The sequence below is a fragment of the Prochlorococcus marinus str. MIT 1214 genome (assembly GCF_027359355.1).
Lineage (GTDB): Bacteria > Cyanobacteriota > Cyanobacteriia > PCC-6307 > Cyanobiaceae > Prochlorococcus_B > Prochlorococcus_B marinus_F.
The window spans coordinates 488,465-515,014 of the sequence record NZ_CP114777.1 but is presented as its reverse complement, the minus strand read 5'-3'; the positions used below and the strand labels follow the sequence as shown (position 1 = coordinate 515,014).

The 26,550-nt window shown below is 33.5% G+C and carries 54 protein-coding genes and 1 tRNA gene; 32 read left to right on the top strand and 23 right to left on the bottom strand.

What is annotated here, in order from left to right; translation table 11 throughout:
* Positions 1–155 precede the first annotated feature (155 nt).
* Both O5639_RS03205 and O5639_RS03200 read right to left on the bottom strand, forming a co-directional pair.
* On the bottom strand, positions 156–338 hold the full coding sequence (locus O5639_RS03205; protein WP_269625046.1) for a hypothetical protein: 183 nt from the start codon (positions 336–338) through the stop codon (positions 156–158).
* A gap of 275 nt (positions 339–613) precedes the next feature.
* The gene (locus tag O5639_RS03200) at positions 614–988 is read right to left on the bottom strand and encodes a cupin domain-containing protein (protein WP_269625045.1); all 375 of its coding nucleotides are present in this window, start codon (positions 986–988) and stop codon (positions 614–616) included.
* A gap of 196 nt (positions 989–1,184) precedes the next feature.
* Between O5639_RS03200 and O5639_RS03195 the strand changes: the two genes are divergently transcribed.
* The 3 genes from O5639_RS03195 (at position 1,185) to O5639_RS03185 (ending at position 3,359) form a co-directional block, all read left to right on the top strand.
* Entirely contained in the window at positions 1,185–1,421 is a 237-nt protein-coding gene (locus O5639_RS03195; protein ID WP_269625044.1) for a hypothetical protein, read from the top strand.
* A 651-nt stretch (positions 1,422–2,072) separates the two neighbouring features.
* On the top strand, positions 2,073–2,432 hold the full coding sequence (locus O5639_RS03190; protein ID WP_269625043.1) for a hypothetical protein: 360 nt from the start codon (positions 2,073–2,075) through the stop codon (positions 2,430–2,432).
* Between the two features lie 540 nt (positions 2,433–2,972).
* Entirely contained in the window at positions 2,973–3,359 is a 387-nt protein-coding gene (locus O5639_RS03185) for a putative quinol monooxygenase (RefSeq protein ID WP_269625509.1), read from the top strand.
* 735 nt (positions 3,360–4,094) lie between these two features.
* On the opposite strand, the gene O5639_RS03180 is transcribed toward O5639_RS03185, so the two are convergent.
* The gene (locus tag O5639_RS03180; protein ID WP_269625042.1) at positions 4,095–4,721 is read right to left on the bottom strand and encodes a hypothetical protein; all 627 of its coding nucleotides are present in this window, start codon (positions 4,719–4,721) and stop codon (positions 4,095–4,097) included.
* A gap of 170 nt (positions 4,722–4,891) precedes the next feature.
* Positions 4,892–5,020 (bottom strand): hypothetical protein, encoded by a 129-nt coding sequence (locus tag O5639_RS03175; protein ID WP_269625041.1) that lies wholly within the window; start codon positions 5,018–5,020, stop codon positions 4,892–4,894.
* A 286-nt stretch (positions 5,021–5,306) separates the two neighbouring features.
* Between O5639_RS03175 and O5639_RS03170 the strand changes: the two genes are divergently transcribed.
* Genes O5639_RS03170 through O5639_RS03155 form a run of 4 tightly spaced genes read left to right on the top strand, consistent with a single transcriptional unit; the run spans position 5,307 to position 5,924 of the window.
* Positions 5,307–5,513 (top strand): high light inducible protein, encoded by a 207-nt coding sequence (locus tag O5639_RS03170; protein WP_269624973.1) that lies wholly within the window; start codon positions 5,307–5,309, stop codon positions 5,511–5,513.
* A 20-nt stretch (positions 5,514–5,533) separates the two neighbouring features.
* A complete protein-coding gene (locus tag O5639_RS03165; RefSeq protein ID WP_269624972.1) occupies positions 5,534–5,653 on the top strand; it encodes a high light inducible protein in 120 nt (39 codons plus the stop codon).
* Positions 5,653–5,799, top strand: coding sequence for a high light inducible protein (locus O5639_RS03160; protein WP_038653026.1), 147 nt, complete (start codon positions 5,653–5,655; stop codon positions 5,797–5,799). The genes O5639_RS03165 and O5639_RS03160 overlap by 1 nt, the downstream gene beginning before the upstream one ends.
* Positions 5,799–5,924, top strand: a complete 126-nt coding sequence (locus O5639_RS03155; protein WP_011294605.1) for a chlorophyll a/b-binding protein — start codon at positions 5,799–5,801, stop codon at positions 5,922–5,924. Before O5639_RS03160 ends, O5639_RS03155 begins: the two co-directional genes overlap by 1 nt.
* A gap of 76 nt (positions 5,925–6,000) precedes the next feature.
* Here the strand turns inward: O5639_RS03155 and O5639_RS03150 are convergent, their stop codons facing one another.
* Positions 6,001–6,282: a hypothetical protein gene (locus O5639_RS03150; protein ID WP_269625040.1), complete on the bottom strand. Its 282-nt coding sequence runs from the start codon at positions 6,280–6,282 to the stop codon at positions 6,001–6,003.
* Positions 6,283–6,526: 244 nt separating this feature from the next.
* Entirely contained in the window at positions 6,527–6,799 is a 273-nt protein-coding gene (locus O5639_RS03145) for a DUF3303 domain-containing protein (protein WP_269625039.1), read from the bottom strand.
* A 983-nt stretch (positions 6,800–7,782) separates the two neighbouring features.
* Between O5639_RS03145 and O5639_RS03140 the strand changes: the two genes are divergently transcribed.
* From O5639_RS03140 to O5639_RS03095, 10 genes are all read left to right on the top strand, one after another.
* Positions 7,783–8,073, top strand: coding sequence for a cytochrome oxidase (locus tag O5639_RS03140; RefSeq protein ID WP_269625038.1), 291 nt, complete (start codon positions 7,783–7,785; stop codon positions 8,071–8,073).
* 162 nt (positions 8,074–8,235) lie between these two features.
* Complete coding sequence (locus O5639_RS03135; protein WP_269625037.1) at positions 8,236–8,433, top strand: hypothetical protein; 198 nt, start codon at positions 8,236–8,238, stop codon at positions 8,431–8,433.
* 160 nt (positions 8,434–8,593) lie between these two features.
* The gene (locus O5639_RS03130; protein WP_269625036.1) at positions 8,594–8,725 is read left to right on the top strand and encodes a hypothetical protein; all 132 of its coding nucleotides are present in this window, start codon (positions 8,594–8,596) and stop codon (positions 8,723–8,725) included.
* 171 nt (positions 8,726–8,896) lie between these two features.
* Positions 8,897–9,100 (top strand): hypothetical protein, encoded by a 204-nt coding sequence (locus O5639_RS03125; protein WP_269625035.1) that lies wholly within the window; start codon positions 8,897–8,899, stop codon positions 9,098–9,100.
* Positions 9,101–9,338: 238 nt separating this feature from the next.
* Positions 9,339–9,728 carry a hypothetical protein gene (locus tag O5639_RS03120; RefSeq protein WP_269625034.1) on the top strand — a complete coding sequence of 130 codons (390 nt, stop codon included), beginning with the start codon at positions 9,339–9,341 and terminating at the stop codon, positions 9,726–9,728.
* Positions 9,729–9,871: 143 nt separating this feature from the next.
* The gene (locus tag O5639_RS03115) at positions 9,872–10,168 is read left to right on the top strand and encodes a DUF3303 domain-containing protein (RefSeq protein WP_269625033.1); all 297 of its coding nucleotides are present in this window, start codon (positions 9,872–9,874) and stop codon (positions 10,166–10,168) included.
* Positions 10,169–10,231: 63 nt separating this feature from the next.
* Complete coding sequence (locus O5639_RS03110; RefSeq protein ID WP_269625032.1) at positions 10,232–10,363, top strand: hypothetical protein; 132 nt, start codon at positions 10,232–10,234, stop codon at positions 10,361–10,363.
* A gap of 69 nt (positions 10,364–10,432) precedes the next feature.
* The gene (locus tag O5639_RS03105) at positions 10,433–10,561 is read left to right on the top strand and encodes a hypothetical protein (protein WP_269625031.1); all 129 of its coding nucleotides are present in this window, start codon (positions 10,433–10,435) and stop codon (positions 10,559–10,561) included.
* Positions 10,562–10,713: 152 nt separating this feature from the next.
* Positions 10,714–10,911 (top strand): hypothetical protein, encoded by a 198-nt coding sequence (locus O5639_RS03100; protein WP_269625030.1) that lies wholly within the window; start codon positions 10,714–10,716, stop codon positions 10,909–10,911.
* Positions 10,912–11,221: 310 nt separating this feature from the next.
* Complete coding sequence (locus O5639_RS03095) at positions 11,222–11,542, top strand: hypothetical protein (protein WP_269625029.1); 321 nt, start codon at positions 11,222–11,224, stop codon at positions 11,540–11,542.
* 22 nt (positions 11,543–11,564) lie between these two features.
* Here the strand turns inward: O5639_RS03095 and O5639_RS03090 are convergent, their stop codons facing one another.
* Positions 11,565–11,729, bottom strand: coding sequence for a hypothetical protein (locus O5639_RS03090; RefSeq protein ID WP_269625028.1), 165 nt, complete (start codon positions 11,727–11,729; stop codon positions 11,565–11,567).
* Positions 11,730–12,400: 671 nt separating this feature from the next.
* Here O5639_RS03090 and O5639_RS03085 point away from each other — a divergent pair.
* Complete coding sequence (locus tag O5639_RS03085) at positions 12,401–12,562, top strand: hypothetical protein (RefSeq protein WP_269625027.1); 162 nt, start codon at positions 12,401–12,403, stop codon at positions 12,560–12,562.
* Positions 12,563–12,609: 47 nt separating this feature from the next.
* Here O5639_RS03085 and O5639_RS03080 read toward each other — a convergent pair whose 3' ends face one another.
* A complete protein-coding gene (locus O5639_RS03080) occupies positions 12,610–12,780 on the bottom strand; it encodes a hypothetical protein (protein ID WP_269625026.1) in 171 nt (56 codons plus the stop codon).
* Between the two features lie 679 nt (positions 12,781–13,459).
* Here O5639_RS03080 and O5639_RS03075 point away from each other — a divergent pair.
* Complete coding sequence (locus O5639_RS03075) at positions 13,460–14,014, top strand: hypothetical protein (protein WP_269625025.1); 555 nt, start codon at positions 13,460–13,462, stop codon at positions 14,012–14,014.
* A gap of 121 nt (positions 14,015–14,135) precedes the next feature.
* The gene (locus O5639_RS03070) at positions 14,136–14,309 is read left to right on the top strand and encodes a hypothetical protein (RefSeq protein WP_269625024.1); all 174 of its coding nucleotides are present in this window, start codon (positions 14,136–14,138) and stop codon (positions 14,307–14,309) included.
* Between the two features lie 259 nt (positions 14,310–14,568).
* Here the strand turns inward: O5639_RS03070 and O5639_RS03065 are convergent, their stop codons facing one another.
* The gene (locus tag O5639_RS03065) at positions 14,569–14,730 is read right to left on the bottom strand and encodes a DUF3303 family protein (RefSeq protein WP_269625023.1); all 162 of its coding nucleotides are present in this window, start codon (positions 14,728–14,730) and stop codon (positions 14,569–14,571) included.
* Positions 14,731–15,261: 531 nt separating this feature from the next.
* On the opposite strand from O5639_RS03065, the gene O5639_RS03060 reads away from it, so the two are divergent.
* Positions 15,262–15,594 carry a hypothetical protein gene (locus O5639_RS03060; protein WP_269625022.1) on the top strand — a complete coding sequence of 111 codons (333 nt, stop codon included), beginning with the start codon at positions 15,262–15,264 and terminating at the stop codon, positions 15,592–15,594.
* Positions 15,595–15,742: 148 nt separating this feature from the next.
* On the opposite strand, the gene O5639_RS03055 is transcribed toward O5639_RS03060, so the two are convergent.
* A complete protein-coding gene (locus O5639_RS03055) occupies positions 15,743–15,931 on the bottom strand; it encodes a hypothetical protein (RefSeq protein ID WP_269625021.1) in 189 nt (62 codons plus the stop codon).
* Between the two features lie 252 nt (positions 15,932–16,183).
* Between O5639_RS03055 and O5639_RS03050 the strand changes: the two genes are divergently transcribed.
* Positions 16,184–16,324, top strand: coding sequence for a hypothetical protein (locus O5639_RS03050; RefSeq protein ID WP_269625020.1), 141 nt, complete (start codon positions 16,184–16,186; stop codon positions 16,322–16,324).
* A gap of 14 nt (positions 16,325–16,338) precedes the next feature.
* On the opposite strand, the gene O5639_RS03045 is transcribed toward O5639_RS03050, so the two are convergent.
* Complete coding sequence (locus O5639_RS03045) at positions 16,339–16,506, bottom strand: hypothetical protein (protein ID WP_269625019.1); 168 nt, start codon at positions 16,504–16,506, stop codon at positions 16,339–16,341.
* A 160-nt stretch (positions 16,507–16,666) separates the two neighbouring features.
* Between O5639_RS03045 and O5639_RS03040 the strand changes: the two genes are divergently transcribed.
* The 4 genes from O5639_RS03040 (at position 16,667) to O5639_RS03025 (ending at position 18,014) form a co-directional block, all read left to right on the top strand.
* Positions 16,667–17,131, top strand: coding sequence for a hypothetical protein (locus O5639_RS03040; protein WP_269625018.1), 465 nt, complete (start codon positions 16,667–16,669; stop codon positions 17,129–17,131).
* Positions 17,132–17,189: 58 nt separating this feature from the next.
* The gene (locus O5639_RS03035; protein ID WP_269625017.1) at positions 17,190–17,345 is read left to right on the top strand and encodes a hypothetical protein; all 156 of its coding nucleotides are present in this window, start codon (positions 17,190–17,192) and stop codon (positions 17,343–17,345) included.
* A 10-nt stretch (positions 17,346–17,355) separates the two neighbouring features.
* Positions 17,356–17,607: a hypothetical protein gene (locus O5639_RS03030; RefSeq protein ID WP_269625016.1), complete on the top strand. Its 252-nt coding sequence runs from the start codon at positions 17,356–17,358 to the stop codon at positions 17,605–17,607.
* A gap of 224 nt (positions 17,608–17,831) precedes the next feature.
* Complete coding sequence (locus O5639_RS03025) at positions 17,832–18,014, top strand: hypothetical protein (RefSeq protein ID WP_269625015.1); 183 nt, start codon at positions 17,832–17,834, stop codon at positions 18,012–18,014.
* 50 nt (positions 18,015–18,064) lie between these two features.
* On the opposite strand, the gene O5639_RS03020 is transcribed toward O5639_RS03025, so the two are convergent.
* A complete protein-coding gene (locus tag O5639_RS03020) occupies positions 18,065–18,277 on the bottom strand; it encodes a hypothetical protein (RefSeq protein ID WP_269625014.1) in 213 nt (70 codons plus the stop codon).
* 194 nt (positions 18,278–18,471) lie between these two features.
* Here O5639_RS03020 and O5639_RS03015 point away from each other — a divergent pair, with 194 nt between their 5' ends.
* Both O5639_RS03015 and O5639_RS03010 read left to right on the top strand, forming a co-directional pair.
* Entirely contained in the window at positions 18,472–18,645 is a 174-nt protein-coding gene (locus tag O5639_RS03015; protein ID WP_269625013.1) for a hypothetical protein, read from the top strand.
* Between the two features lie 53 nt (positions 18,646–18,698).
* Entirely contained in the window at positions 18,699–18,944 is a 246-nt protein-coding gene (locus O5639_RS03010; RefSeq protein WP_269625012.1) for a hypothetical protein, read from the top strand.
* Positions 18,945–19,052: 108 nt separating this feature from the next.
* On the opposite strand, the gene O5639_RS03005 is transcribed toward O5639_RS03010, so the two are convergent.
* Both O5639_RS03005 and O5639_RS03000 read right to left on the bottom strand, forming a co-directional pair.
* Positions 19,053–19,217, bottom strand: coding sequence for a hypothetical protein (locus O5639_RS03005; RefSeq protein WP_269625011.1), 165 nt, complete (start codon positions 19,215–19,217; stop codon positions 19,053–19,055).
* Complete coding sequence (locus tag O5639_RS03000; protein ID WP_269625010.1) at positions 19,217–19,351, bottom strand: hypothetical protein; 135 nt, start codon at positions 19,349–19,351, stop codon at positions 19,217–19,219. The genes O5639_RS03005 and O5639_RS03000 overlap by 1 nt, the downstream gene beginning before the upstream one ends.
* Positions 19,352–19,359: 8 nt before the next feature.
* Between O5639_RS03000 and O5639_RS02995 the strand changes: the two genes are divergently transcribed.
* Positions 19,360–19,491 carry a hypothetical protein gene (locus O5639_RS02995; RefSeq protein ID WP_269625009.1) on the top strand — a complete coding sequence of 44 codons (132 nt, stop codon included), beginning with the start codon at positions 19,360–19,362 and terminating at the stop codon, positions 19,489–19,491.
* A gap of 180 nt (positions 19,492–19,671) precedes the next feature.
* Here the strand turns inward: O5639_RS02995 and O5639_RS02990 are convergent, their stop codons facing one another.
* From O5639_RS02990 to O5639_RS02960, 7 genes are all read right to left on the bottom strand, one after another.
* Positions 19,672–21,366, bottom strand: a complete 1,695-nt coding sequence (locus O5639_RS02990; RefSeq protein ID WP_269625008.1) for a protein adenylyltransferase SelO — start codon at positions 21,364–21,366, stop codon at positions 19,672–19,674.
* 211 nt (positions 21,367–21,577) lie between these two features.
* On the bottom strand, positions 21,578–21,829 hold the full coding sequence (locus O5639_RS02985) for a hypothetical protein (RefSeq protein WP_269625007.1): 252 nt from the start codon (positions 21,827–21,829) through the stop codon (positions 21,578–21,580).
* A 7-nt stretch (positions 21,830–21,836) separates the two neighbouring features.
* Positions 21,837–22,121 (bottom strand): DUF3764 family protein, encoded by a 285-nt coding sequence (locus O5639_RS02980; RefSeq protein ID WP_269625006.1) that lies wholly within the window; start codon positions 22,119–22,121, stop codon positions 21,837–21,839.
* 140 nt (positions 22,122–22,261) lie between these two features.
* Positions 22,262–22,606, bottom strand: coding sequence for a hypothetical protein (locus O5639_RS02975; RefSeq protein WP_269625005.1), 345 nt, complete (start codon positions 22,604–22,606; stop codon positions 22,262–22,264).
* A gap of 106 nt (positions 22,607–22,712) precedes the next feature.
* Positions 22,713–22,784, bottom strand: a tRNA-Gly gene (locus tag O5639_RS02970).
* A 63-nt stretch (positions 22,785–22,847) separates the two neighbouring features.
* Entirely contained in the window at positions 22,848–23,012 is a 165-nt protein-coding gene (locus tag O5639_RS02965) for a hypothetical protein (protein WP_269625004.1), read from the bottom strand.
* Between the two features lie 110 nt (positions 23,013–23,122).
* Entirely contained in the window at positions 23,123–23,572 is a 450-nt protein-coding gene (locus O5639_RS02960; RefSeq protein WP_269625003.1) for a hypothetical protein, read from the bottom strand.
* 391 nt (positions 23,573–23,963) lie between these two features.
* Here O5639_RS02960 and O5639_RS02955 point away from each other — a divergent pair, with 391 nt between their 5' ends.
* From O5639_RS02955 to O5639_RS02945, 3 genes are all read left to right on the top strand, one after another.
* Complete coding sequence (locus O5639_RS02955) at positions 23,964–24,176, top strand: hypothetical protein (RefSeq protein WP_269625002.1); 213 nt, start codon at positions 23,964–23,966, stop codon at positions 24,174–24,176.
* Positions 24,177–24,373: 197 nt separating this feature from the next.
* Positions 24,374–24,556 (top strand): hypothetical protein, encoded by a 183-nt coding sequence (locus tag O5639_RS02950; RefSeq protein ID WP_269625001.1) that lies wholly within the window; start codon positions 24,374–24,376, stop codon positions 24,554–24,556.
* A gap of 56 nt (positions 24,557–24,612) precedes the next feature.
* Positions 24,613–24,897, top strand: a complete 285-nt coding sequence (locus O5639_RS02945) for a hypothetical protein (RefSeq protein ID WP_269625000.1) — start codon at positions 24,613–24,615, stop codon at positions 24,895–24,897.
* A gap of 159 nt (positions 24,898–25,056) precedes the next feature.
* On the opposite strand, the gene O5639_RS02940 is transcribed toward O5639_RS02945, so the two are convergent.
* Both O5639_RS02940 and O5639_RS02935 read right to left on the bottom strand, forming a co-directional pair.
* Positions 25,057–25,854: a TIGR01548 family HAD-type hydrolase gene (locus tag O5639_RS02940; RefSeq protein WP_269624999.1), complete on the bottom strand. Its 798-nt coding sequence runs from the start codon at positions 25,852–25,854 to the stop codon at positions 25,057–25,059.
* Positions 25,855–25,882: 28 nt separating this feature from the next.
* On the bottom strand, positions 25,883–26,035 hold the full coding sequence (locus O5639_RS02935; protein ID WP_269624998.1) for a hypothetical protein: 153 nt from the start codon (positions 26,033–26,035) through the stop codon (positions 25,883–25,885).
* Positions 26,036–26,550: the final 515 nt, after the last annotated feature.

Here is a 26,550-nt window from a genome sequence, read left to right as displayed (position 1 = left end):
GAATCAGCCAAATAGTTTTTTATCTATTTTTATATTCTAATTAAATATATTCACTAAAACTATTATCTTGTTTTTGGAGAGCTTGATCTCAGCTCCTAATCATTCCGTCAATATCATTCAGAGAGATGTCTCCACCCTGCTTTTAAGTCAATGCTCTAAGAAAACCACATTCCACCATTCTTGCTTGTTTCAAAGAAGCACTTGTTTTGCTCGGCAATATCTTCAATCAGCTTTTTGGACTTGTGCGACTCAACTGTTTGATTGTTTAGGTTCTTTTCTGACACAGGCCATAGCCTTGATAGCAATGATCTTGTTCTTGCTCTAGCAAATGAAACCATCGATCAATAGTCCTATAAATTAGTGGCAGCTGATTAGCTTCCTATATTTTTTATAGCCTTAAAATGGAGAAAACAGATTACATATGTTATGAGATAAAGATCAGCTTTCATATTCCTTACTTGGTTTCAGGATTTATAAATATATGATTTGATTTTTGATATCAAAACTGGATTTAACTATTTAGTAATTGTTGTAGGTAGATCAATAGCAGATGAAACACTGATAAAAAGAACTGCTGTCTTTTTCTACGCTCTAAACAAAGTGAGGGGAAGCACTATTGTTTCAATAAATCATTCTCCAGCGCTAAAATATTAATAGTCTCACCGCTTAAGTATTTTAGTTTTCCTTGTTGTTTATAAACCAGCATCTGTGCTGGATGTATATGTAAGGGAGTCTTTAATCCGATTGGAATATTGACTTTTAAAAGTCTTAGTACAGCTTGTTTCAATCTCGGATATGAGATATTCTCTCCGCTAAGTCTCCTCGATGATTGAATTAATGAACTAACTTCTAGCTTTTCTTGAGACTTTGCTGGTTCAAGAATTATAAAAACACTTGTTAAAGTTATCGCTGACAGAAAAAGAGGGTTAAAGATGTTTATTAGTGAATTTTTAATTTTAAGGTTAGTGCGTTTTAGATAAGAGTCCAACTAATAATGTTAATTCTATTGATTTATTTGTGACTGATATGGTCCCTTTTTATTACTTTGCTTAGAGCAAGAAGATGAGTTGAGAAAGATCAGCTAGAAAGGGTTAATGAAATTCTTTTTACCTATCTACCAGGACCTTAATGATTACCTTGCTGTTAGAACTAAAACTATATCTCGTATAGCTATAGCTGATATTATGGACAACAGTATGCTGATCAGATGGTATAGCAAAATCTTTGATAGTTATTTACTTGTAAAAGACTTGAAAGGTTTTGGATATTTTGAATCTGATTACTCACATGGATATGTACAAGCCACCTTTCGATTTAACAAGCTTGCATTGGAGGTAATACGCTTTCAATTAGACCTGCGTGGACTTAACAGAAGAAACACCAGAGAGATTTCTATTATTGAGGAAGCTATGAAAATCTAATTAAATTTCCGAGCGTCATACTCTATTAGGATTGAAAGTATCAAATATCCTTATATGTCAGAGGAACCTAAAGAGATGTCCATCCCTACAGAAAAGCTATAAAAAAATGCAATGCTAACTATTTTTCTGATCATTTTTATGAATACCCTAAATATTCAACCTTTAGCTGTACTTTTGAAGAATTTGAAAAGGAAATTACTGAGAATTTCTTTTGTTGCTTGGTTAAGGATTTTGTAAGTAATTATGAGTGTGTAAAAGTAAACGACCATAAAGCTCATAAATTAATTCATATCACCGATATGGATAAATTTGGAGCCTCATTAGAAAGCGATGAAGCTAAAGAGTTCGACCAATGAAATAACTGCAAAGATATTGTTTATACGCTTGATCTTATTGTATAAGTAATTCTCTGAAGTTTAAATAGATCATTTCTACTGGAAAAACTTATGAAAATAATAAAAAACTTTTTTCCCATTTATTGCTGCACTTGGGATTTTCTTTTTGGCGAGTAATTCGGAGATGCAGAAAAAAATTAATCAAAATTACTGAATTTATACCAAAATCAAATCCATTCCTGTTGAGGGATTCAAACCGAATGAATGAATTCCAAAATAGCCATCTACAATTTATGGAAGATAAGCTCCTTCCTTTGTGATTGAAATTAACGATTTAGAAGTAAAGTTCAAACTTTGTATAAGCTTTATAGTCAAAGAAGTTATCGCATTAGATCCACTAGCAAGGAGGCAATGGCTTTTTACTTACAAAGGGATTATTCAATACGCTGATTCTCATGGAAGCGAACTTACTAAAGAACAGATTGTAGGAGCAGATATCTATAGAGACCTCATTAAGCAAGTTGAAGAATTAATTAAAGAAGAAGATTTTGAAGGGCAAAATTACAACGCCTATAAAAGCCGGGATCCAGATTATGAAACTATTTATAAAAAACGTTTAAAACAAATACGAGAAGATTTTCCAATACCTGATCAATTTAAAGAAAGGACTTCATAAAAATCCCAGTGGCAACAACAATAAAATGGACTATTAGCTTCTATTTAGGTGATTCTTTTATTGATTCTTTTTCTTAAAGTCTTTAGTTGGTAATTAAATCTCAATTGTTTTATATGTTGCAACTTTTCGGCTAAATCGACTGGCATTGATCTTGCGGCTTTAACGAGCTCAAAAGCGTACCTATGCGTATCCTTTGTATAAGAATCCATAGTCGAAGTAGTTGCTTATAAAACATCTTTGCAATTGAAAACAGATTTTGTCCATATAAAAAAGAAAGTTGACTATTAACGCTGTTTGGTTGGTAGCGGAAATGTTCTGATTATGGAAATATATCGTATAAATCAGTGATCGTTCTCCTGCTTTATCCATTACAACAGTAACCGTTTGTTCTTATCCTTTTCGTTTTTAACGCCCTCAACTTGAATGACCGAACAGTCTTAAAAATTAATTGGTTATGTCAGAAAAGGCTGATGAGATGTCCTCCTAATACAACAATCTTGCCAGAAATATATAATGGTAAATTCTAAAGGAGAAAACTTAATGTCATTCGGAGCCGATACCCCCTTCCTTCTTCTTGCTCGTATTCAAGTTAAGCCAGATAAAGTTCAAGAATATTTATTACTTGCAGCTAAAACTGATAAGGCCGTTGAAGATTCAGAACCAGGAATGTTGCACCATACTTTTGATCAAGATCCAGAGAACCCTCTTCGTTTTGTTTGGTCCGAAGTTTATAAAAATGACGATGCTTTCCTTGCTCATCTAGCAAATCCATCTGTGGGTGAATATTTACAGGGACATGCAGAACTTGGAGATAACTTCACTGTCGAGGTCTATGGAACAGTCGGACATCAATGTAAAGCCGCCATGCAAGCAACTGGATTGCCATTGAAAATTTTTGAAAGCAAGTTTGGTTACAGCAGGGTCTAATTAAATGGAATAACTTTTTATTGTATGTACATTTGATTGTTCCTTTGAATACTACGAAGAAACGATTAAAAAGTTCGTCAACGAATATGGTGATGTGGTCGTTATTGACTATGACTTAAACAAAATTAATTACCATAAATCACATTCCTTCCATAACCTCACAAGCTTAGATACTTTGGTAGAAATACTTGATACTCTATTTGCGAGGAAGTGGGATAAGCAAAACAACTGCAAAGATATTGTTTATAAGCTTGAGCTTGTTTAATAATGTTTTGACCACTTTTTTAGGATGCCTCCTAACCTAAAAAAGAATCCGTGACTTATTGGAATAGCAATCATTTTTAAATAACTAGATACACTTGGAATCATTAGAGGGATAACCGTGATTAACTTTCGTGCAAACCCCTGCCAAATAATATCTAGATCCTTTAGAACACACATGTCATTTATATCTCATCATGACTTCAATCCCTACTTATGCTTTCCCATCTTTCTCCCCAATTCTAGTCGTTGGTTTTTTGGGCATAGCTGTTTCTCTCTATACTTTATATACCGTTAACAAGGCTTACTATAACTCCCCGTTTAGAAGTGAGGGTTGATCTGACAAGACCTGAAAACCTGATGAACTTAAATTCCAATCTTGAATGAACTTTAGATACTTCATATGTTCATGTGAGCTTAGTGAAGACTATTTACTCTCTTTATTCGATATAAGCAGAAACTGATTAATTGATTTCAATCTTTCAACCAAATCACTAGGGCACCTCCTTGTACTCTGGCTGAAAGCCACTCACCATCTTCTTCTAATGCAATCAAAGAAAAAAATGACTTATCCTCGTCTACCTGTTCTTTAAGTGATCTGCTCAATAAAATCTTTGAACCTAATTTGAGTTCAATTAGATTAAAAAAGTATGTTAACAAGGGTTGGTCCCCTTCTAAAAAACCAGAGCCTGAAAACTCAATGGTTAAAATTCCTAGTTTGATGGACGTGATAACAGAGAATTTAGCTAAGCCATTTGTAGGGGGATTCTTTTTGAACTCAATGTTTGCCGCGAAGATTTTAAGCATTGAACTGAAAATCAGATCTTCTTCGTCGATGTCTTTTTTCCACACTGATATAAACCTCCAATTACCTACAATCGAATCAATTTTAATTCCACTACCTTGAATCTTTGCAAGTTTTTCAAGTTCAATAAGCTTTTCTTTTTGTGGGAGTTTGGTAGAGGTCTTATTTAAAAGTCTTTCTTTATTGGAATTTCTTAAAAGGGGATATTTTTTCTTGCCACCTTGAAGCAAAAATATAATTGGTATTGCGGCAATTACTAAAGCAGAATCAATTATTAGGAATTTATGTATATTCATTTTGGTGAGCTATGAATAGAAGCGGTAATACACATTCATTTTTTTATGAAGTTTTAATAGGTTTTGAATGGATTTATAGAAATAGGATTTGACATTTTAGAGGTCTTCCAATGAACTTGTTAGTGGCTTTCCTTTAACTTTTCCTAAACCCATAAAGGCCTGAAGAACTCCTAAAGAGGGCTTGAAAACAAATTGATGGCTTTACCGATTGCAGTTGTAATAAGAACGATAGAAGCAAAATCAGGAGCTGTTAGGTCATATGGGAATTTGTGAGCATTACGCTCATGTATTACTTCCATTCGAAGGTTTGCACTAGTAAGTTCATCCTCATCAACATAGGTATTTCCAACTTTGCATGAAGTCTTAACTACAAATTGATTGAAGTAGTGCTAACTAGGTCGGGCTATTTATACTTATCAGAATGATCAATTAATCTAATCACTGGATTAACATCGCTCTAATTAGTTGCTGTATTTAGTTTTTGAGGCTTAAAGTTATTAAGGATTAGAAGAAGCCGTACCCGACCGTATCTTCCATTTAGAAAATTCATACTTTACATTTGTTCACATCAACGCAATTCCAGTAATGACGACATCATCTTCTTCTCAGGTAATCACTGAGTACGGCAAGCAAAACATCTTTGGCCGTGAAACACAGCCCCAGCTTGTTGAGGACTACACCAGCTATCCAGAAGAAGCTGAAAAGACAAATGGCCGTTGGGCAATGATTGGAATGATCAGTCTTTTAGTTTCATACTTCACAACAGGTCAAATCATTCCTGGAATTTTCTAAACCAATAACTATCCATAACAATGCAACCATCTAACAAAACAATCCTAGAAAGAAGCATCGGCAGACCAGCCATGATGGCATTCGTTCTACTAACAGGTATCTACCTATCAACCGGTCAACTTATTCCAGGTATTGTTTAATGAAAAAACAAACTACAGAAACTCCAAGAGTCGAAGAAGGCAAAGTAATTGCTGAAAGACTGAATGGTTACGCAGCATTTGTTGGATGCTGGGCACTAATCGGTGCATATCTAACAACCGGTCAGATCATTCCAGGTGTGGTGTAATGAACAAAGAAACTAACTACTGGAAAACAGCAGAGCAAATGAATGGCCGTCTAGCAATGATGGGCTTCTTTGCCGCTGTGATTAACTACGGAATAACAGGCTGGATCATTCCAGGAATTGTTTAAAACTAACTTTCAATCTGATAAAAAACCCCTTCTCTGTCATTACGGAAGGGGTTTTTATTGGTTAATAGTGCATTCTTTATTTTTTGAGAATATCACCTTTTTCAAATTTTTTATAAAGAACATATCCAACTAGAAAAAGAACAATCAAGGAAAAGTTCTGATTAAAAATTCCAATTATGAGATAAGTAAATATAGGAATTAATAAGAATCTTTTAGCTGAAAGCTTTTCTTCAGGTGTTAACTCTTTCCATTCAAGATACCTTCTCCATTGAAAAACCCTCTTCATTTCTCTTCGCGTAGATTCTCTCCTATTGAAAAAGCTATTAAGCAAGATTTTTAGATCATCTAATCTGCTCATTACCTAATTAGGCCTTCTTTTTTCTTAAGTTAGCTATAAACAAATAAAAATCCTATGCACCATCAAGGAGTTCAACAGTTTTTAATAGCTTACCTTTTGCCGACGTATCAGAGATTTTATTTACTTATGCTGTTCTTTTTTCCATTAAATAGAATAATTTTGAATAGTCTTAAATAGAAGAGCTAAAAGACTGATGTTTGCCGCCTTTTAGCTCAATTACTTACGATTAATGAATCAGGTTTTTTTAACTGTAGATTTTTGCGCAAATCGGACCAGCTTCTTCATCTGTAAATACTGGAGTAGTTTCCCAATCTAGAAATTCAGCCCATTCAGCTGCATGCTCGTAAAGTGCTTTTGGATCTTCTGCTTTAACAATTATCCAACCTTCAAGTGAACCTGGAGCGTGATATCTACCAAGCATCTCTGCACCTGCGTACGGAGCTCCTGTGGCTAAAAATCTTTCTGCACCTTTTTGGTGGTAATCAGGCTTGAATTTCCAATGCTGTATGTAAAGCATGAATCATTTGGTTAATCTTGAACCTTATAAACGAATTTTGTTCTTAATGCTCGTAAAGATCATCATATTTAGATACTTACCTTTCTTTTCTCAACACCTAACTAATACTACAAAGGTAAGAACTTTGGGTGTCTTTGGTTAGTGAGGAGAGTCGGTAACTAATTTTTAGATAGGCATTATTTTGCTTGTTATGCCAAGCAATTAGAAAATTCTTCACTGCCTTGAATATGACCTTAAGCTTCGACCTCTAAATTCACTTTCATGTATCTCTCTGGATCACATTGTTCTGTCTTAAGAATTACCATTTCTATATGAGATTCAGGTTATTGATCTCATTGATAAAAGACTTTATTCCTGCTGTTTCTTGATTAGCTAGATCATCCTTAAATGCTTTTCCTCATTCAGAAAAAATGTTGCTGATTTTAAAAACGATACGGGATGCTACTGCTATTTTGAATTTGAAATCTCTATCTACTACAACATATTTTTTTGGACAGTATGAATTTCCAACTTCGTTTGTTTATGGATGAATTTAATTTCGAAGAATTTGCTCATATCTGGTGATCCTTTCGATTGATTCAAGTGTCATGAATTTATTGTTCCATAAGCAAGAAATTAGGTGTTAAGACGCACTTGTTTATTGTCGTTAATGACGCATTAATTGTTTTATTATGTTTTTAAAATGCAATCACGAGTACTTGATGATTTTATTGATGATTGTTTTCTCAGTGGTGATGAAATTTGTAAATTCCAAATCTATAGGTCAAGAAAATATGAGAATAGAGTTAACCCCATTGCTTCTGAATTAATAGCTTGCAAGCAAAAGATAGATCTAAATAAGAAATCATAGAATGTGTCAAAATTTTTTCTTCTAAGGGACTAGTTACTCGTTATTATCACAATCGTTTTGGCATTATTAGCTTTAACTGGATTATCTTAAGTTTTGCATGTAAAATTAAGATTATGGTATGTGATTTTTCAAAATGCCATTAAAGAAAAAGCCAGCACCAGTACCATGGGAGGTAAAGGAGGGCGACGATAAATACCTAGAAGAGCCTTGGATTCTTAAGAAAGGAAAAGAGTTTATTACTATAGAGACTGATAACAATAATAGAGGAAATATCTTTCTTCAAAAAGATGATGAGAAACGTCTATCTTTAAGTGCTTTACAAGCTAAATTGACCTATCATCAACTTCTTGAGTTTGGTTATAAGCTCCAAAAACCAAAGCGAAAAAAATCAAAGACAAAAGCGATTTCTGATAATTCAACTTGAGTTCTACTACTATTTTGTTTGAGGAAGAAATTCTTAATCTTTATCAATAACATTTGAGGATTTTTATAGTACTTTGTTTTGATGAACACTTGTTAAAGTGTCTTTATCTTCCTTGAAAGTTTTTATATCTAGATTTTATTGATAATATATTAATTGATTTGTATGGGTACTTCAAAATTTATCATTACCAAACCCAAGGCAATAGCTAAGCAATTTTCTTTTGAATATGAGATTGGTTTGTCTACTTATGACTTAGCTTTGATTTCTAGTAATAAAATCACCAAGAAGGTTAAATCATTAATCAATGACTTTCCAGAATCTACGTATTTCAAGTCAAAGTTCAAGTCTTCTGCTTTATGATGGTATTTAAGAATACCTTTTTAAAGTAGATATTTAATTTATTTATAGGTGTAAAAGCTTTTACTAACTAATTAATGTAGCTATTAATGCTATGTTGTTGTAATTTTTTATTAATCTTGAGTTAACTTCTTAATAACTAATGAAAAAAATTATTACCCAATTGTTTTCTGCGAATTTTAATCCTGATGAAGTAGAAAAATATAATGGTTGGCCTGCAATGATTGGAATTATTTCTGGCATAGGTGCTTATACGATTACCGGACAAATTTTTCCAGGGGTTTTCTTGTCCTAGTAAATACTGAGGTAAGAAAACGGAGGTCTTAATACTCCCGCATTAAGACGGATTTACTGTTGGCGTGTATTTCTTTTTAATCAGATATAGAAACACTACTAACGTTAAGAACTACTGAACGCGTAGAAGAGGATTTAAAGCTTCTCTTCTCTAAAAACAAATGTTATAACAATGGAAAACAAATCTTCAACAAACCCATCTAATCAAAATGATGATTATGTAAAAAGGTCTCAAGCAGAGATGCAAAGAAGATTTGTGGATCTGCAATTCAAGAGAAGTGAATTGGAGAAGCAGCTAAAAATAGTTAATGAAGTTCTTTATTCTTTGGGTAGAGAAATGGAGCAACACTTTTCATATAATCAGCTTTATAAGTAATTGTAAATCCCTGAGATTTGTATTTAAATCAAAATGATTTATTCCATTGTGCTTAGAAATAAAATAAGCATGATTTTTAGGTCGCATGTTTTTGATTTAATCTATGTTGAGAATGAGTCCAGACTTATTCCTAAACTGTTTAAGAAAAGATAATTTATGTATATTTACGATAAGCTATAGTTCATATTTTTTTATTAGTTGAATCTATTAGGCATAATTAAAAAAATAGCTATAAATAATGACTGCTATACGAAATTTTATACATCAGGGATTACTCTTAAGTTGTATCATTTTTCTAATTTTCTTCTCTTCTTCTTATAATTTATTTGCGGAGGAAATCGAATGGTTAGAAGTATCTAAGACAAATAATGAATTACTATCTATAAACCCTGATTCAATCAAATATAATAATAATGGCTTTCTTTCAGTTCTTGCTAAATACTCTGAGATAGACCCAGATAATGAATCCATTGTAAACAGTGATTCCTTTTTAATGGCTATTGATTGTGAGAATAGATTATTTAGTAAATTTCCAGTAAATTCTGATGTTAAGCAAGTAAAAAGTTGGGAAACCCCCATTAATAATAAGTTGATTAAGAAATCTATTATAAATAGTTGTAAATTCTAATTGATTGGTATGAAAATACAAAAATATTTCTTTAAATCTGCTGGTCAAATGTTGCTAGCTTTAAGTTTTAGAAAGATGATATTTAATTGAATTTTGTATAACTCTATGCAAAGTAGATATATTGGTTTGCTTCCCCTTCTGTTATGCAGCGTTATTTGATCTCTTATGAATTTAATGATGGAGAAGATCAAGAAATAGGTGGGGATATGTTGGTTAAATGGTATGAAACTGGAGGAGTAGAGAATAGACCAGAAACCTATGAGGTTCATTCATGGGTTTTCATGATTCAGAATGGTACTGGTCACTGCGTGGTTAGGGCAGATTCTTTAGATACGATATGGAAACTATGGTATCCTTGGAGAAAATTGATGGATATAACTATTCAACCTTGTTTAGATCTAGAAGAAACAATCTCAATGATAAAAACAACTAGGACATAGAATAGATCCTATTGTTGCCAAAATAAAAACAATTATTAAAGCCACTTGGTTTTTCATTAGCTATTGAGTGTACTTTGCAAGCTTGTTGGTTTTCTCAGTGGAAAGGATTGCTTCACCTTTGCAGCAGAAACATTGTTGTATGTTATTGGCTTATTTGATGTTGTTGCAGCATTAGATTTATGTATGGGCTTTTAATTAATTATTTCCAGTTCCATAAGAGATTTCCATTCTGCTAGAAAAATTTAGTTAAGTGAGTTGGTCTTGATGTCTTGCTTATTAATAGTTGCTGTCTTTAACATAATAAATGCAGGTATTCTTGTTGATGCTGCTCTGCTCCCACCTTTTGGGATTGTTCTAATCGCAATCCTTTTTTGTGTACCTATGGATTTCTGAAAGGTCTGAATTGTTGATCAAATGAAGTCTGACCTTTTGTATATCTGTAAATGCATTCCGAACAATGAGTAAAGGTAGTGATAATTTTTACTAAGCAATGAATAAAATTAACACAATGCTCTTATATGCTCTGGCTTAATTTAAGAGAATTTATGCTAACTACTTTATTTGCTTCTGCATTTCCTTGGCTCTGGCTTGCTGGAACAGATCTAGGAATAAATCATTTCACCACTGACTTAATTCTTGTTGTTTCATTTGCAATTTTGACAGCTCTACCCATGTCATTCTTAAGGCCAACTATCAAAAAGTGGGAACAAGCTGGAGTTAAGAGCTCTCTTTTTACAAAGTAGAAAAAGAAGTTTACAGACGATTTCTTTGGGGGGCTAATCCCCCATTTTTTTTGGTAATTCATACGGATTGAATCTTTTTGATCTCTTGATTTAATAGAAACAAATTTAATGATTTTATGTCCATTACAGCTTTCTTGAAAAAAAAGATTTCTAAAATAAAAAACAGGTTTGATGTGCAAAAAGTTCCAATGATGATGCAGAAAGATCTAGAAACAATGACTTATTTGAACAAGATTTAAAACGAAATAATTAAGGCATAAGCCAAACTTATGAATAAGAAAGTATGGTAGATCTAATTAAGGCTTAGGTGATGACTGCTACTACTGCTACTGAAACAGTAAAAGATCAGGAATTGATCCAGTATGGGTTGGTTGAATCAGCAAGTGTAAATTCATTTGCTGATTTCGTTTCATCAAATTTGAATGAAACAGAAGTAATTAAGGAAAACGAGGTAAATGATTTTATAAATACTTTTATTTGCCACCTGATTTTTTATGCGGTTTTTTGCATTTCCCTTGTTTTGCACATCCTTTTTGATCTTGGCCTTTGGTCCTTTGTCAAAAATAAATTTCTTCAATTTATTGAAATTGCAAAAAATACTTTTGTAGAGAAAAATCCTGCTTTTGCTTGATTAAAGAATATTAATCAAGCAACTATGCTCTGCAGTTAATACGAGGAGTGTTTTTTGATTTTTGGCTAACTATTTGATGCCATATGAGATTTGCTTCTTTTGCTAAATCCATATATTCGTTTCTGCCTTCAGCATTCTTCATCTTCAATAATGTGAATGCATACCGATAGGTGAGTTTTTTAGTCATAATCTTCATGTCCTTGGATAGAAGGATGTATCAAACTAGTAAAATTGATTGTATTGAAAGTAACAATATGAACTTTTTCTAATGAAACAGCAGTCATTGCAGTTATTTGATTAGCTACTAATTTTTCATCAGATATTTTTTATCTGCCATATGTAGTTAAAGATAAATATTTTTCTTGACTCTTTGTTTCTATTTTGTGGTTTGTGTGATTGATTCTGTGTTCAATATTCCAGCCAATAAAAATTGAATTCAACTTATTTATTAAAGGAGTTCGTTTATTACTGATAAAGTTGATAGATTAATTTCTTGATAAAAACTTTAAATTTGATACTCTAACAAGCACATTATCGTCTACTAAAATCAAAAAATAAATTTTAATTCTTATGGGAGATAAGAAGAAAAAAAAGAAGTGCAAAAAGAAGAAATGCTCTGCCTGGAAGGGTGGTAAATGTATTTGTCATGGTCAATAAAAACAGTCATAAATAGCCGTTCTAGTGATTAGATCCAAATTTTGTGGAAAGTTAAAGTCTTAATAAAATGAATTCATCTCTAGGGTTAGCACTACCACGACCGAACCACCTTGTAGGGAATGTTGTTTTTATTGTGTATGTGAGATTAGGTTAAATACCTTTAATCTTGACTGTAGTTTTACGTAATTTAATTATTAAAACATGACCTCATCTAAGAGCCCTAAAAATTGGTCCGAATGGAACAACTCCAAGCATTTTACGGATTATTCAAGAGATTCAGGCACAGGAAAATTTGTTCGTTTTACTATTGCTGCCTTACTTTTTATCCCTATTGGTTTTCTTTCTTACATGACCACTATCTAAGCGCTTGTTATTCTTATTGATTTGATAGGACCATGATGAGTTCCTTTCTAGCTTTTTAACCTAGTAGTGAACGCATCACCCTCAACAAAAATCTTTTTTCGATTAATACCTGCTGGCAAAGCAAAAATCAGTACCACAGATAGGAACACAATCAAATCCAATGGGAATCTACCTATTCCCCACTCAGAGAAAGCTAAAGCTAAAGGGGTGATTTGCATCTTGATTCTTGATATTTGTGAACCAAATTTATACGAGATTATTAAATTTAGAATATTGGCTTAGTAAAAGTTATTGAGAGGTTTTGGAGTCATTTCAATCGCAGTGACTACGGACCACAGTCAATGACAGATTTCAATATTTCGTAGATATAATAATAGGATTTTGAAACACATCAATATTATTTGAATAATTTGCTGGAAAATTTTGACATGCATACTCTCATAATTTCTGAGTTAATTTAATTGATTCATCTTTGTTTTAGATTCAAACCTACGTCAACTCATAGGCATAAAAAATATCGTTAGAGGAAACAGTTATTAACTCTAAAAAAGATAATTACAGTTCTTAATAACCATAGAGTTGAACGCACAGTTGCGGATCTAAAACCTTTTTTAGGAGAAATTTAAATCATATAAGATTGCTGTTGATTTTAGCTCACAGTCTTTTTTGATCTTTCCGAGGGATATAGATGCCTCACTTTTTATCGTTATGAAGTGGAAATGGATTAATAACCTCACTATTTGCCTCGACATACATATTTCAAAGTCCCCTAACTGTAGAGTTGGGGAGGGGTAACACTTGTTTGAAAGTTTAATAAGTATTAAGTGGTCGTATTAAACTTGTTGGGTAATATCAAAAAGTAACTTAATAATATAGTGACTTCGACTCACGTAATAAATGGCAAAACTGTTAATCTCTCCTTTGCTAATCGTAGGATTATTGGCTCCAGTCGCTACAAAGGCAGAATTATATAACGCTTTATGTGATGTTAGTCAATCCACTTCAAGTAATGACGACTATATTACTGAGGTTTCTAATTGTCAAATAACTCTTTCAGAGGAGGGGTTCTCAGGACCGACCGATTTCATTCCCAAAGATAGTATTTCTCAGTGGTACTCAGTTCGACAAGAAGATAATCTTCTCCTCGGTGTTGCAGGTGCGGCTGGTGGTACTTACACAGGAGCAGTTGTCGGCATTGCAGTATGTGGTGCAAGTGCAGGAATATTGTGTATACCAGCTCTACTTGGAGGCGTGTATGGAGGTGGACGTTTGGGATCTCAAGTAGGGGAAGGGAAAAATTTCTTATTTTCAGTCATTGGTCAGAATTCTGAGGGTAGCACTGTTGCTCAGAATTTTAGAACGCTTAAAAGGAAAACTTCCAAGAAAATTAAAAACGATTTAGCTGAAATTAGTGGTTTAAAAATGGGGCAAGTCAAAATTATTGGGAAATGAAGTGTATTTTTCTAATACAATTAATTGTTGAATAATATTGGTATTAGAAGAAAAGTTGGGAGCCATGAGAAGTTGTGTTTATATATAGTTTCAGGCCATCAAATAATTAACCCTGAAGCTGATGAGTAAGAAAAAGAAGACAAAAAAATCAAATACCAAAAATGTTCAAAAAGTTTTTGAACAACAAAAACCTGACAAAAACAATACTCTTATTTTTGGTGGAATTTTACTTGCAATGACTTCGATCGGACTTTTAATTTTTGTACTTAGCGATAAGGTATTCCATTTGAGTTAAGACTTAGTATCTATCAAAAATTTCTTCTACGAGAAACACCTTTCAAAAAAATTTTATTTTTCGAGTACAAATTATTTGGAGGGTTTGTTTAAACAACCCCTCTGATTTCAAGCTTTGATTGCTAATCCAACTCTTTATGAACAGCAAGATATTCACCATCGGTAAGAAGAGGAATGATCTCAACATTATTTCCCAACCCTTTGCACCAATGCTGGCACTATTCCCAAACTGCTTTGTGATCAGAAGTTTTTACAATTGCTCATCCATTTGCCCTTTCAGGATTGACGACTCTATTGATGACCTCGAAACCATCAAACTTGTCTGATTCGCAACCACTTTCAATATATTGAGCAAAAACCTCAGCTCCCTTCATGTGTGCCTCTTGATTAGGAAACTTGCAATGAATTAAATAGGTTTGCATCAAGTAATAAGAAAGAATTATTACAAGATACTTTTAAAAATAAAAATGTTATTCGGTGTCCATGATGTGCATATAAGCAAATTAGTTACATCAAAGCTATCTCTTTGTCTGATCTTAAGACGAAGGTTATAGAGCAATGAGCAAATTAAACCGAACCATGTAAACCGAATAATACTTACTCACGCTTTCGTTTCTAATGCTAGATGGTTATAGAAATGATTAAGTGAAAATGTCCTATTTTAGGAGTTTCTTTTGAAGAAGTTATAGAAGAAGATATTTATTTCAATTAAAAAACAATACTCAAATTTTTTAGTAGATTCTGAGTGGTTATGAAAACTACTGAATTACTTTTGATATTTTTCACATTGTCATTTTCATTTTTAGGAATATCTTTACTTGTTTTTTATTAGATTTTACTCATCATTTGTTATACAGATAACTTGTATTGGACTAATTACTTATGTTCATTGGGTTTAAAAAGTGCTTTCATATTAATTAAGAAATCACTACTTGTATTCGATTTTTCACGAAATGGAAGACCAAATTAATGCCGCCGAAAAAAGCACATCTATTTCTGCTGAAATATGCCAATGGTCAGGTGCTGTATTTGGTATTTTGATCGGGATAGCTTTTTTCATGGCTGAAGTACAAAAGAATGACTTAAAAACTTTGCCTTGGTGGAAGCCAATCTCTGCCCTCATTGCTGGGGCAGCAGTTTCAGCTCATGGTAGCAACGTTATTAATAATAAAAGGACAGCAAAATTAACTGCCTTGTTAGTGAGATCAACTAATAGCGCTTCTGTGTTGCCGATACCAAAATCACAAGAATATTCTGATCTTTTGGAGGACTCTGATAATGAGTGACTTATTAAGCTTTTCAGCAATTAATGATTCATTCTAATATTTTTTAAGGTTTACTTTTTCTTAAATAGCGAGAAAAGAGAAACCTAAAAACGTCAATGATAATGACGAAAATATTAGAATCAGTTCAATGTATTTCATTTGAGACACTCTAGAAATTTACTCTTTGTGGTTGAGATTGGTAAGAACATATGCCAAATTGCAAGCACTCCATTTCTTCATCGTTGTTTGATGTATGCTTTGAAAAACTGAGTCTTTCAGATAGTTGACTAAGAACTAGTCGAGCGGCATTTTCTGCAGCCTCTGTAGTCAATTGAGCAAAGCGATTTCCGTAGGACATAGGAGGTCTAAGATCCACAATTTATTTCTACTCCTATGGGGTTAATGACACCTAGAGAATAAACGCCTAAGTATTTATGCTGTTTCAATGCTCAATACTAAATACTCAAGATCTTTTTTATTTTAATAAATTTATTTTTCTGTGAATTCCGTGAAGATTTTAAGTGAGGCATACAACATTTTAATGGTTATAGAGATTGGCTTTTTTAGATTATTAGGTTTAATAGATTGAAAATTAAGTGGAACTTGATTGATGAGTGGTGATAACCTGCTTTCTCATTTGCCAATAAAATTTTACTCTGAAGAAATGACGGAAACCAAAAAGATCATTAATTTAGAACGAAGATTTCAAGAATTAGATGAATTTATTGAAAATATTCCTGAAGTAGCATAGTGCTGAATATATTATCATCCAAAATACAACTCTTCTGGTCTAGGTGATTTGGCTTGTACACCACAAATACCAAACTGTAAGCATTCCTGTTCCTCATTTTTTCTTTGTTTTACAGTTTGAAAATCACTGAGGAATAATGCTTGGATATTGTGTATTAAATATTTAAATGGATTTAAAGACATAATTAAGCTCCCTAAATTTCTTCTAACATTACTACTCTAGTCGTGTAACAAAAACCTAGAGAGTAAACCGCAAAGTATTTATACGCCTTTACAGGGTGTGAAGAAACCGTTTTAAGTATCAAATGATGTGCCTAGATTTAACAATATCTAAAGTTATCGAATGATCAAAACAATAATAAGAGCAATGTATTCTGCTTTTATTTCTATTGTCTTAATCTCAATTATTCTGGCTGGCTGGTCTTGTTTTGCTTTTATTTCCCAACCCACAAAATCTGGTGACATAATTAATGTTATACAAGATATGTATAAGAGTCAGAAGTCAGTAATCATAGACGTTGTTGATCTTTCCAAATTATTAATAAAAGGTAAAAGTGAAAGAATAGCTAGTGAAGATAAAAATCTTTTAACAGAATCAGAATTGCTGACTAATGAAGAAGACAAGTCTCTTATAGATGAGTCGTCAATTCTAGAAGACAATGGTGATAATCCTCTCGGGATAGTTATTGAACCATCCTTGCCTGAAGTAAGCGAAGAAAATTTGCCTGAAATCAGTGTAGGAACATTAGATAATGATCAGAGTGAGGTTTCTATGAATGAGATGGAAATGGGAATGGATATGAATTAAGTCAGTTAAACGAACTTTCTTAAAAGGTTTTAATATTGCGTTGCTTCCAATTTTTTTTATGAATAAAATTCTACCTTTAGTATTTACCATTTCGTTTACGAAAGCGCCTGCTTTGGCATTGAGTGACGGTGGATGCTCTTTATCTAATAAGGACAAAGCAAGTCAAGATAAGACGGCTGAGCAAGTCGCTAGTTCCGATTCTTTCGATAGGTAATTTTAAGAAAATGAATGACTTCTTTCTAATTCGAATTGTTTCTTTCTCTCTTGGTCTTTTTCTCATTTTTTGTCCTCCGGCTGGTAATGCAGTTGAAATAGATTCCACGCTTGTCGAGTCAGATCCTACTGAAACAGTTCAAGCTCCTAGACAAATGACAGAAAAGCAAATGAATGATCTTTTTGGAGAAGACCCATATTTAGGACAAACTTCTTATCTTCAGTCTCCGGATGGCTTTAGTCAAAGAGAAAAATCTAAATAATGGAACCTTTATTATCGAGAAAAGCCAAAGAAAAGTGTGGAGATAAAGTCGCCTCGTATTAATAAAACAATGCCTTTCAAGATAAGGACTTGTTGATTCTTCGATAATTGTCTCTATGTATTGAATTAGTTTTACGTGACTGTATAAATAATTGAGTGTTCCTTCCCATAGATTTCTTAAACCAATATGAGTAGAAATTAAGTAGGTTGTTTAGATGTCTAATCATGCCATTCTCAAAGCAATTATTTCGAAATTTTTCTGGGGTTTCTACTCAAGGAAGTGAAATGTCTGATTTGTTTTCTAATTACAAGCCAAAATATGATGATGATGTGATGGAGTGCTTGCAATTTGGAATCTGTTCTACGCGTACTGCCCCCCCAAGAGAAATACCCTATTTTCACTTTTGAAAAACAACTTCCCTTATATAACTTTTCACTATTTACTAGTACTTTCTTTCCTAATTAGCCAAGGTTAGCCAGCGTAAAATTATTAAAATCAAAACAGTCGTAACTAAAGGGAATGCTGGGTAACGGGTTTTGAAATTAGCAGGAGGCCAGGGAGACCAGGAGATAAGTCTTCCTTTGGGTTCTTTAATTACCTCATTTTTTTCTGAAGTCTTTGACGTCTTTGGGATAAATCCAAGTTTTTTGTTTTTCTTTAATTCTGTCATAGTTATTCCTTTGATAAAATAGTAGAAGGTCAATCTGTAGAGTGTGACTTTGAGGGTAGCTGTATTGAGCTTATTTTTTGGTTTTTTTTAAGATGATTTGTACACACTCAGATCCAGAAATTGAATAACATTTTAATAGTTGTTTTTGTGCACTCTTCACTAAAGAATCCTTAGCTCTAAGAATCTCTCGTGCAATGTTCAATGAGAGAAAAAGTATTGAGAGCTTTAATGCTTATCAATGTATCCGAAATTATCTAGTTGACTTGTCACTGCAAGAGTTAATTGAACTCGCGAACGACTATGGAGTGGAAGTGGGTAAAGCTTACTCTTTGAATAAAAAATTGGAGGTTAACCCTACACGCGGTTGATATTTTCCCTTCTCAGAATATTTGAATTAATTCAGTAACCAAGATCTTGTTAAATGAGTAGGCACAACGTTCGGGTAAAAGCTAAAAACTTGAATGGCTACATAAAGAATGTAGCTAAAAGCAAATTTGATGATCGAAATGAAAAGCTTCATATGTTCACCAAAGTTGTTATGGAAAAGCAGGCTTTGAGAGAGAGGTATATTAAGTTGATGAATGATGCTGAAAGAGCCGTTGGCAGGAAAGAAGCTATTTACCTTCTTAGAGATGCTGAAATTATTTGGCAAAAAATTAATAGTTGAGATTTTCCCTTTTTAACTTTCGGGAGTTCAATAAATTTTTACAATTCGATCGTATTAAAAAATAAATTTCTGAATCCAACAAATTAATATTTAAGGTGTTAATACTAGTTATAGATCTTCATTATATTCAGTTATTAAATCTATTAGGTCATCAACTATCTCATCTTCATCTAGTCCAATGATAGTTTGGGTCCCAAGGTCAAAGGTGGATTTTAAATCAGAAAGTAATTCTCTATCTTCTTGGTTTATAGGATTTATTTTATCGTTTTGCATTATTTATAAACAGAAGGATCAAAGTTAATTTCAAGTTGATTAATATTATTTGAAAATTGATCTAGCCCCCACAACTCTCCTCTATCGGAAGCTTCAACTATTGATTCGTAGAATTCAGGAATATGTGATGACATGGTTCTAAATGGATATGGGTGGAATGCCCGCAGAAAGTTGGTGGAAATTAATCACTCCAAAAGAAATGAGAGCGGGAATGAACCAACTAAATGGAAGAAAAGTTCTTATTTTAGATTTTGTATCTTCGGACATTGTTTAAATACAGCTAATCAATCATGTGTCAATTATTTCTTTAACGAGAGAATGATTGGTTCGGTTAACTATATAAAAAACTCATCCAAAGAATCTTTTTATGTTTGTTGTTCCTATTGAAGATAATTAAACTTTGTTTTTAAATTCTAAAGCCGTAACTATGTAGATTTTAAATTTTGGTGTTGATTCATGAGGAACAGCTGTAATGGGAAATCCCACCGGCTCCAAAGAATTTCTTGGGCTTGAGTCTGTCGTATTTTTGCTGTACCTCTAATGATTGTTCCTCGTAAGGTTTCTCTAAAACAGCTTGTAGTTCCATTATGAGACCATAGTCGCCTTTCTCTGCCATTTCGTATGCTGGTGTGATGAGCCATTCCCGCCATGTGTATTTTGGATTAATGCCTTTCATTTTTGCTGATATTTCATTTTGATCACCTTTGTTAATTAATTGATTCCGCCATCTTTGTAGCCAACTGATCCATTTTGTCTCAATTTCTTCTGAAATTGGTAGATAGAAACTGTCTTTTAAGTCGTTAAGATTTTTGGGGATACTTGAAAGTTTTCGGAAAAAGATTGTGTAGTCGAGCTTTGTGTGAACCATGAGCTGTAGCATTTCATTTACTAGAAGAGCGTCATAGGTGGCTAAGCCTAGTTTCTTTGTCCACATGTTCTCCATTTTCTGATTCATTACTGTAGTAAATCCATCGCGGATGCTATCTAGCCTGTCCAGTGCCTTTGCGTTGCCGGTAAGCAGAGGTCGAATCGCCCCCAAAAACATTTGATAATTTGCTTCGGCAGCAACTTGTTGGTTAAAGAATGCAAAATGCTCACCCCCTCCTGTCCAAGGTTGGAATCTGGGATCGAAGAGTTCGCAAAAACCAAATGGACCGTAATCTAAGGTGAAACCACCTGCAGCGCAATTGTCACTATTGAAATTACCTTGACAGTAGCCAATCCGCATCCAATTAGCTACTAATGATGTGAGTCGTTCTCGGAATGAATTTGCGAGCTCAACGACTTGATCGCTAAAGCTAAGGATCGGATCAATTTCCTCCTTGTAATTTCTTATGATTAAGTGCTTCACAATCATCTCGAGCTCTTTCATTGCACCCTGATGCTCATTGTTGCGTACTCGACGTGCAAAGAGTTCTATCTGACCTACTCGTAAAAATGATGGTGCGACTCGTGTTGAGATTGCAGCGGGTGTTTCTACCAATATGTCTGGATCGATTGAATTAGAGTTTTTTGTATACCAAGGCCTGCGGACTGTTTCAGATTTAGAGACATATAGTGTGAGAGATCGTGATGTTGGTACTCCGAGTGAATTCATATATTCCTGCGCTAAAAACTCACGAACACTTGAACGAAGCACTGCTCGTCCATCAGCTCCTCTGCAGTATGGTGTTGGCCCTCCTCCTTTAAGTTGCATCTCCCATCTTTTGCCATTAAAGAGACCTTCAAATACTGAAATAGCTCTCCCATCTCCATAGCCGTTACCTGTCCCAAATGGACACTGCTGAGTATATTCAGTTCCATAGATTGATAGTGCGTAACCGGTAGCCCAGCCAACTGGTCTCATCGGTGTTGTTGCAACACTTATGTCGCCGGAGAATAGACGACGAAAAAGCTCATCTAGAGCAAGTTCCTGGCTCAAGCCTAACTCGTTAAATAATATTTTACTGTGTGCGATATATTCTGGTTTTGGAATTGCTGTTGGAGTGACAGGTACATAGTGACCAGAAAAGACCTCTCTTGTTAGGTGGTCGTCACCATCATCTGTTGCCTGAGGATCAGGTTCGAGAGAATCCATGAATGAGTAGTCAGCTTGTTTTGCAAACTCAGAGAAAGTTCTAGTTGTCTGCATAGCTTTAGTACTGCTCATTTAGATCTTTTTTATTTGGTTAAGTCTTTAATTTGATGATTCTTTCATTTATATTTCTAGCATAGATTCGAAGTTTTAATGTTCTTAAATTTTGTTTTTAACTAGCCGATAAGTCTAAAAAATGAATAGTAAAGTATGTTTGATTAGGCTGTATCCTTGAGAAGGTTGCAAGACATAAAACTACAATGCTAATTCAATTCCATGTAAAAAGTTAATTCGTATCAGCTACATTTTTAAAGAACTCACAATAAACCATTAAATCCGACTCTTTTTCTGTTTTGAGATTTAGGTCTGAAATTGCTTTAGCAGTTTCAATTCTGTAAGCATACCAATCTAGGCAAAGATCTCTTTGTCTTTGAGTCTCAGAGATTACATTTGGTTTTAAGGAACTGACTTGAGAAGTGTTCTTGGTACAGCCACTTATAAATACAGCAAATACAACAAGAGAAAGAAAGTTTTTCATCTTTTAATTAGCTTTGTAAGTAACTAGTGATGACGGTTGAATCATAAATGTGTCCAGCTTCCTCAATTAAAGGTCTTACTTCAGGATTGGAAAACATTGCGATTGATTTACCTTCTTCAGCTTGCTCTATAACAACGGCACTACTTGGATCATCTTTATTTATCCCTCTATAAAGACAAACAATTTTTTCTTCTTTCATAAGTTGTTTGTTTTCTTCACTGTCATAGACCTCTGCCCATTGTTCAAACGGAACAGAAATCTTAAAGCTGAATACGGTTGTTTCTAGAGCCACTTATTTGATTAGATGATTATGAAACAAAAAGAGCATTGCATATTTTTATCTAAAATTCTGTCTCATTAATCATATCTTCAACCTCTCCTAACTCAATTATGATTTTTATTGTTATCACTATTAATTTTCTAAATGACTGATTATCTAAAAAGACCTCCTTTTTTCTTTGGAGTCTTTGCCTGAAGCTGTTCTTCTACGACTAATCTTGCTTTCTTATGAGCAATTTTAGATTCAACCATTGTTGTGATTGAGATCAAAAATAAACCTCCTATTCCAATTAATTGTTCGGCTTTTGTTGGCTCTGTATCACCATTTAAGATGGCTCCTAGAACGAACCAAGCTGTAGCTGCTCCTACAGTTACAAAGTAAGGAATCCAGCGACGTTGGTAAAGGTATCCAGCACCTAAGCCAGGAAGGAAATTTAATGTTGTAGCAACCCATCCACTGGATGCAGCAAGAATTTGTTCCTTAGAGGGGTTATCCATGTAAATCTCTAAAATCAAATTATGTCAATATCAATTGTTTTCTGTGACCTGAACTTGCTGTTGTGAGTTACACCACACACTTAGAATTTAGTTTCAATTTTTTTTAAGCGGATGACCAGACTCGAACTGGCGACATTCAGCTTGGGAAGCTGACGTTCTACCACTGAACTACACCCGCAGATCTTTAAGTTAGCGAAGTTAAATGCCTACCCTATCTTTAGACACTTTCTGAAATGAGAGTCTAATCAGTTCTTTGAATGCCCATATTTCTTTTTTTGCAGTCTTTTTCTATTTCTTTTTTGATCATCTCATAAAGCGCTAATTCTTCTGGATCTTCAGAACCAAGTCCATACCCCATCGTTGCAGCAATATAAATTTTGTGTTGTCTATGAGAACTCAGACTCATTAGCTTTTAAACATTAATCAACGTAATGGGATGAATCATCTTACCTAAGATGATAACTGCAAATGTAATTTTAATAAGTCATGGCGATCTTGAAGTTGATCAATATCTTATTAAGTAGAAATGATTTCTTTTTTTCTTGATCTCTTTAAAACTGCGTAAAAAGCTAAGACACTTATCGTTCCAGATGGACCTATAAATACATGCCATATTTGTTCGCCTGAACTTGAAAGTAGAATCCCAAAGAATGTAGTAAAGATTACTCCCGTGATGGGATATATAAAGAAGACCCAATCTTTAAATCGGTTCCACCATTGCGATATAAGTAGAATACTTATTAATACTTGAATTAAAAGAGTTGTTGACTTGTCTAGTAACCAATAAGAAAAAACCGCGGCAATTATTAACAAAATATTGCTAGTTATGATCGACTTGTTTTTAGCTACTGAAATAGTAAATAACGATAATCCAATAGAAAGAAATGAATAAAACAGCCAATTATATATTGATGAGTGATCTACATATATCCAATCCGTAGTCGTATGATCGAACATCTCAAACATTGAAGCAAGGCCTATTGAGATAAAGGCAAAAGGTGGTAGCAGAGGAAATCTAATTTGCTTGAATCTGTTTATGGACTTAATTCCAATAAGGATAGGTATGAGAAATGCTTGTAGATGTGCTAATAACAATAATGATCTGAAGGTCAATTAAGTTAATTTGGAGCTAATACGAAATTAGCAACTATATTGAAATCTTCCTAATACAAGAACTAATATTTTTTAAAGAAACTTACCAATGATTGAAACCGGGTTAGTTGTTTAACAGAGGGAACCCGAGGACGGACTAGGCGAATATTTGGACGTTGACCGCACATTCCAAAAATAATTAAAATGTATTTCTAAATTCAAGCTAATACTAAGATAAAAGCAACAAGTAAATCAGTAAGAAGATATGTTCTTAATTCCTCCAGACTCACTTTCAAGATTATTGGTTGTAATGGTGGCGACAGTTGTTGAGATAATGAATTTTTTTGCGGTTTTAGATCCTTTAATAAAAACCTTTATGCAAGTTGCACTTGTCATTGGACCATTGAGTCTTGTGGGTTTGGTTTTGCTACTTAGGAAAATTGAAAAAGATCATCCAGAACGTATACGTTGGAAGTAATGAGAAAAGAAAATCAATTCAGCTCCGATTCGAATTATCCAGAAAACTTTTGGCCGAAAATATTAACTCTTCTCTGTATTGGGGCTTTTATTTATTGGGTAATGACTTCTCAAAATGCTGATAAAACTCTCGATCAATATCTTTTCCACCCAATTCTCAGACTATTTGACAGAATAAAAATCAATGATTTTTCGTAAATGATCAACAGACTTATTTCAAGTGAAAGATCCAAATGGATTTTTGTGATTGGTGTCGTTGCTATTGGTGCAGGATTCACGGCAAAGAATGTGATCTCCTATCCAACTGAATGTATGAGCGAAGAAGTTGTACAAGACTTTGCTACACCTAAAGGAACTACAAGCAATTTCACCATTTTCTAGTTTTTATTCCTCAATAAGTCAAAAAAACCTCTACATTTGAATAAAGAAATTTTAAAATGTTTTTCTTTAATCCATTTTGGCCTTTAACAGCTTTAAGAATCGCTTCATTAAAAGCAACTGCAACATTACTTTTACTTCTTTTAATTAAATCAAACCTTCTTCGTTTGAAAGGTGGACTGATAGGCGGACTCGTTGCACTTACACTTATTTCTGGATTAATTGTCTCATCAACAGTTGCTGGCGGAGCTGCTTACTACATTCTTCAAAAAAAGAAATCAAATGATGATGAAGTAAAGATGTCTGACGACGATGTAATTAATGCTGAAGCAGTTTCAGCTTGATTTCGTTTTGCAGTTACGTGCTTTTAGACTTATAAAGCAAAATTAACTAATTGTTTTAAGCACCTTTTTAACAAATTCAATTTAAGAAATTATCTTTTATCGATTTTTCTTTGGGAAACTGAACAATTGCGTGAATTTAAAAACTAGATTTTGAATTGTCTATTGGTTTGTGAATAAATTTAGAATTTCATTTTTTAAATTGTCCATCGATTTAATAATCAAATCTGCACCTGCTTTTCTCAACTCTTCCTCATATCTGAGACGTTTCTCTCGACTTGAAGCTACATGTAAATGTGGGGGGGCAATAGCGAGACTGATAAATTTCTGATCAGGGATCTTAATTCGAGCATTTATAACTGTTTTAACATCTGCAACAGTATCTCCAATATATGCAATTGGAGGATTGGAAAGGCCTAATGGTTTTTTTGAAAGTTTAGAAGATAGTGAAATAAATCCTGTTGGATCAGGTTTTTCTGGCGCTTCACCCATTGAAATCAAGGGTGCAGAGGCTAAGCCGAGCCTCTGCTCTAGGACGAATTTCGCTGATGGTAATTCAGCTCCACTTACGAAACCCCAACCAATTCTTCGCTGGGTTAATTCATCAAAAAGTGTTTGTTTGACTAATAACGTTTCATCTTTAATAAAACCTGACCACTCACTAGAGTCATGGTTTGGATCACCACCAAAATAAAAGTTTTCAAAGCATTCAATTAATATTTTTCTAGACGGAGCTGAAAAAGAAAGATTGTTTTTTTGTACATGTCTATTGATCATTTCTAGGCTCAAATCCCAATCATTGTTCCAACAGCCTTCACTTTTTATAGAATCAATATCTTCTATCGAGGGTCTCCACCCACTAAAAAAATGTACAGTTTCTTGGATAGCTAATCGATAGCTGTTGGTTACGTCACGAATAACCCCATCGATATCAAATAAAATTAGGCCAATATTATTCATTATTGAGTTTTTTTCTAATCAAAAATGTTCAATCGAATTTGTTGTTTAGTTGAAGCTTAAGTTCTAATTCGCGATCTCTGAGTCCTTTTTCATTTTTAATAATTCGATTACCGACCCAGGCAATTCCCATCCCAATTATCGCGGGTATACCAATAGCTGAAAATCTTGTAATACTATTCATTCGTTTTTCTCAATAATGAAGAAGATTTTGTTTGAGTCTTCTTTGAAGTTAACAAGCAATTTTGAAAATTAAAATATTAAGTGAATTTCAACTTGTTTTGGTTCTTCTTAAATCTCTCCATAAGCAGGCCATCAAATAGAAATAACCAGCCATAGCAATGATGAAAAAAGATGTCATTAGTTTTGCTCTGCAGTGGACATTTGAAAAATTGAAGCAGAACTAACTACTAAAAGGACTGCGAATAAAATTATGTGATATGGAGTAAGCATGATAAAAAATCAAAGTACTAGAGAATCTAACCAACGAAATAAGTCGATGTTGTAGTGCAATGCGAAGTTTTTTGGGGTGGTTACACCAATATTTGAGAATATGAGGTAAAACCATACTGAATAAATGTAATGTAATGGTTAGTTTCCTTTTCTTGATATTTAAGCCAGTACTCTTTTTGATGTTGAAAAAATTTTTTAAAAAGCAAATGAAAGCTTTTATTATCAGTGCAATTGAGTGGCTAGTTC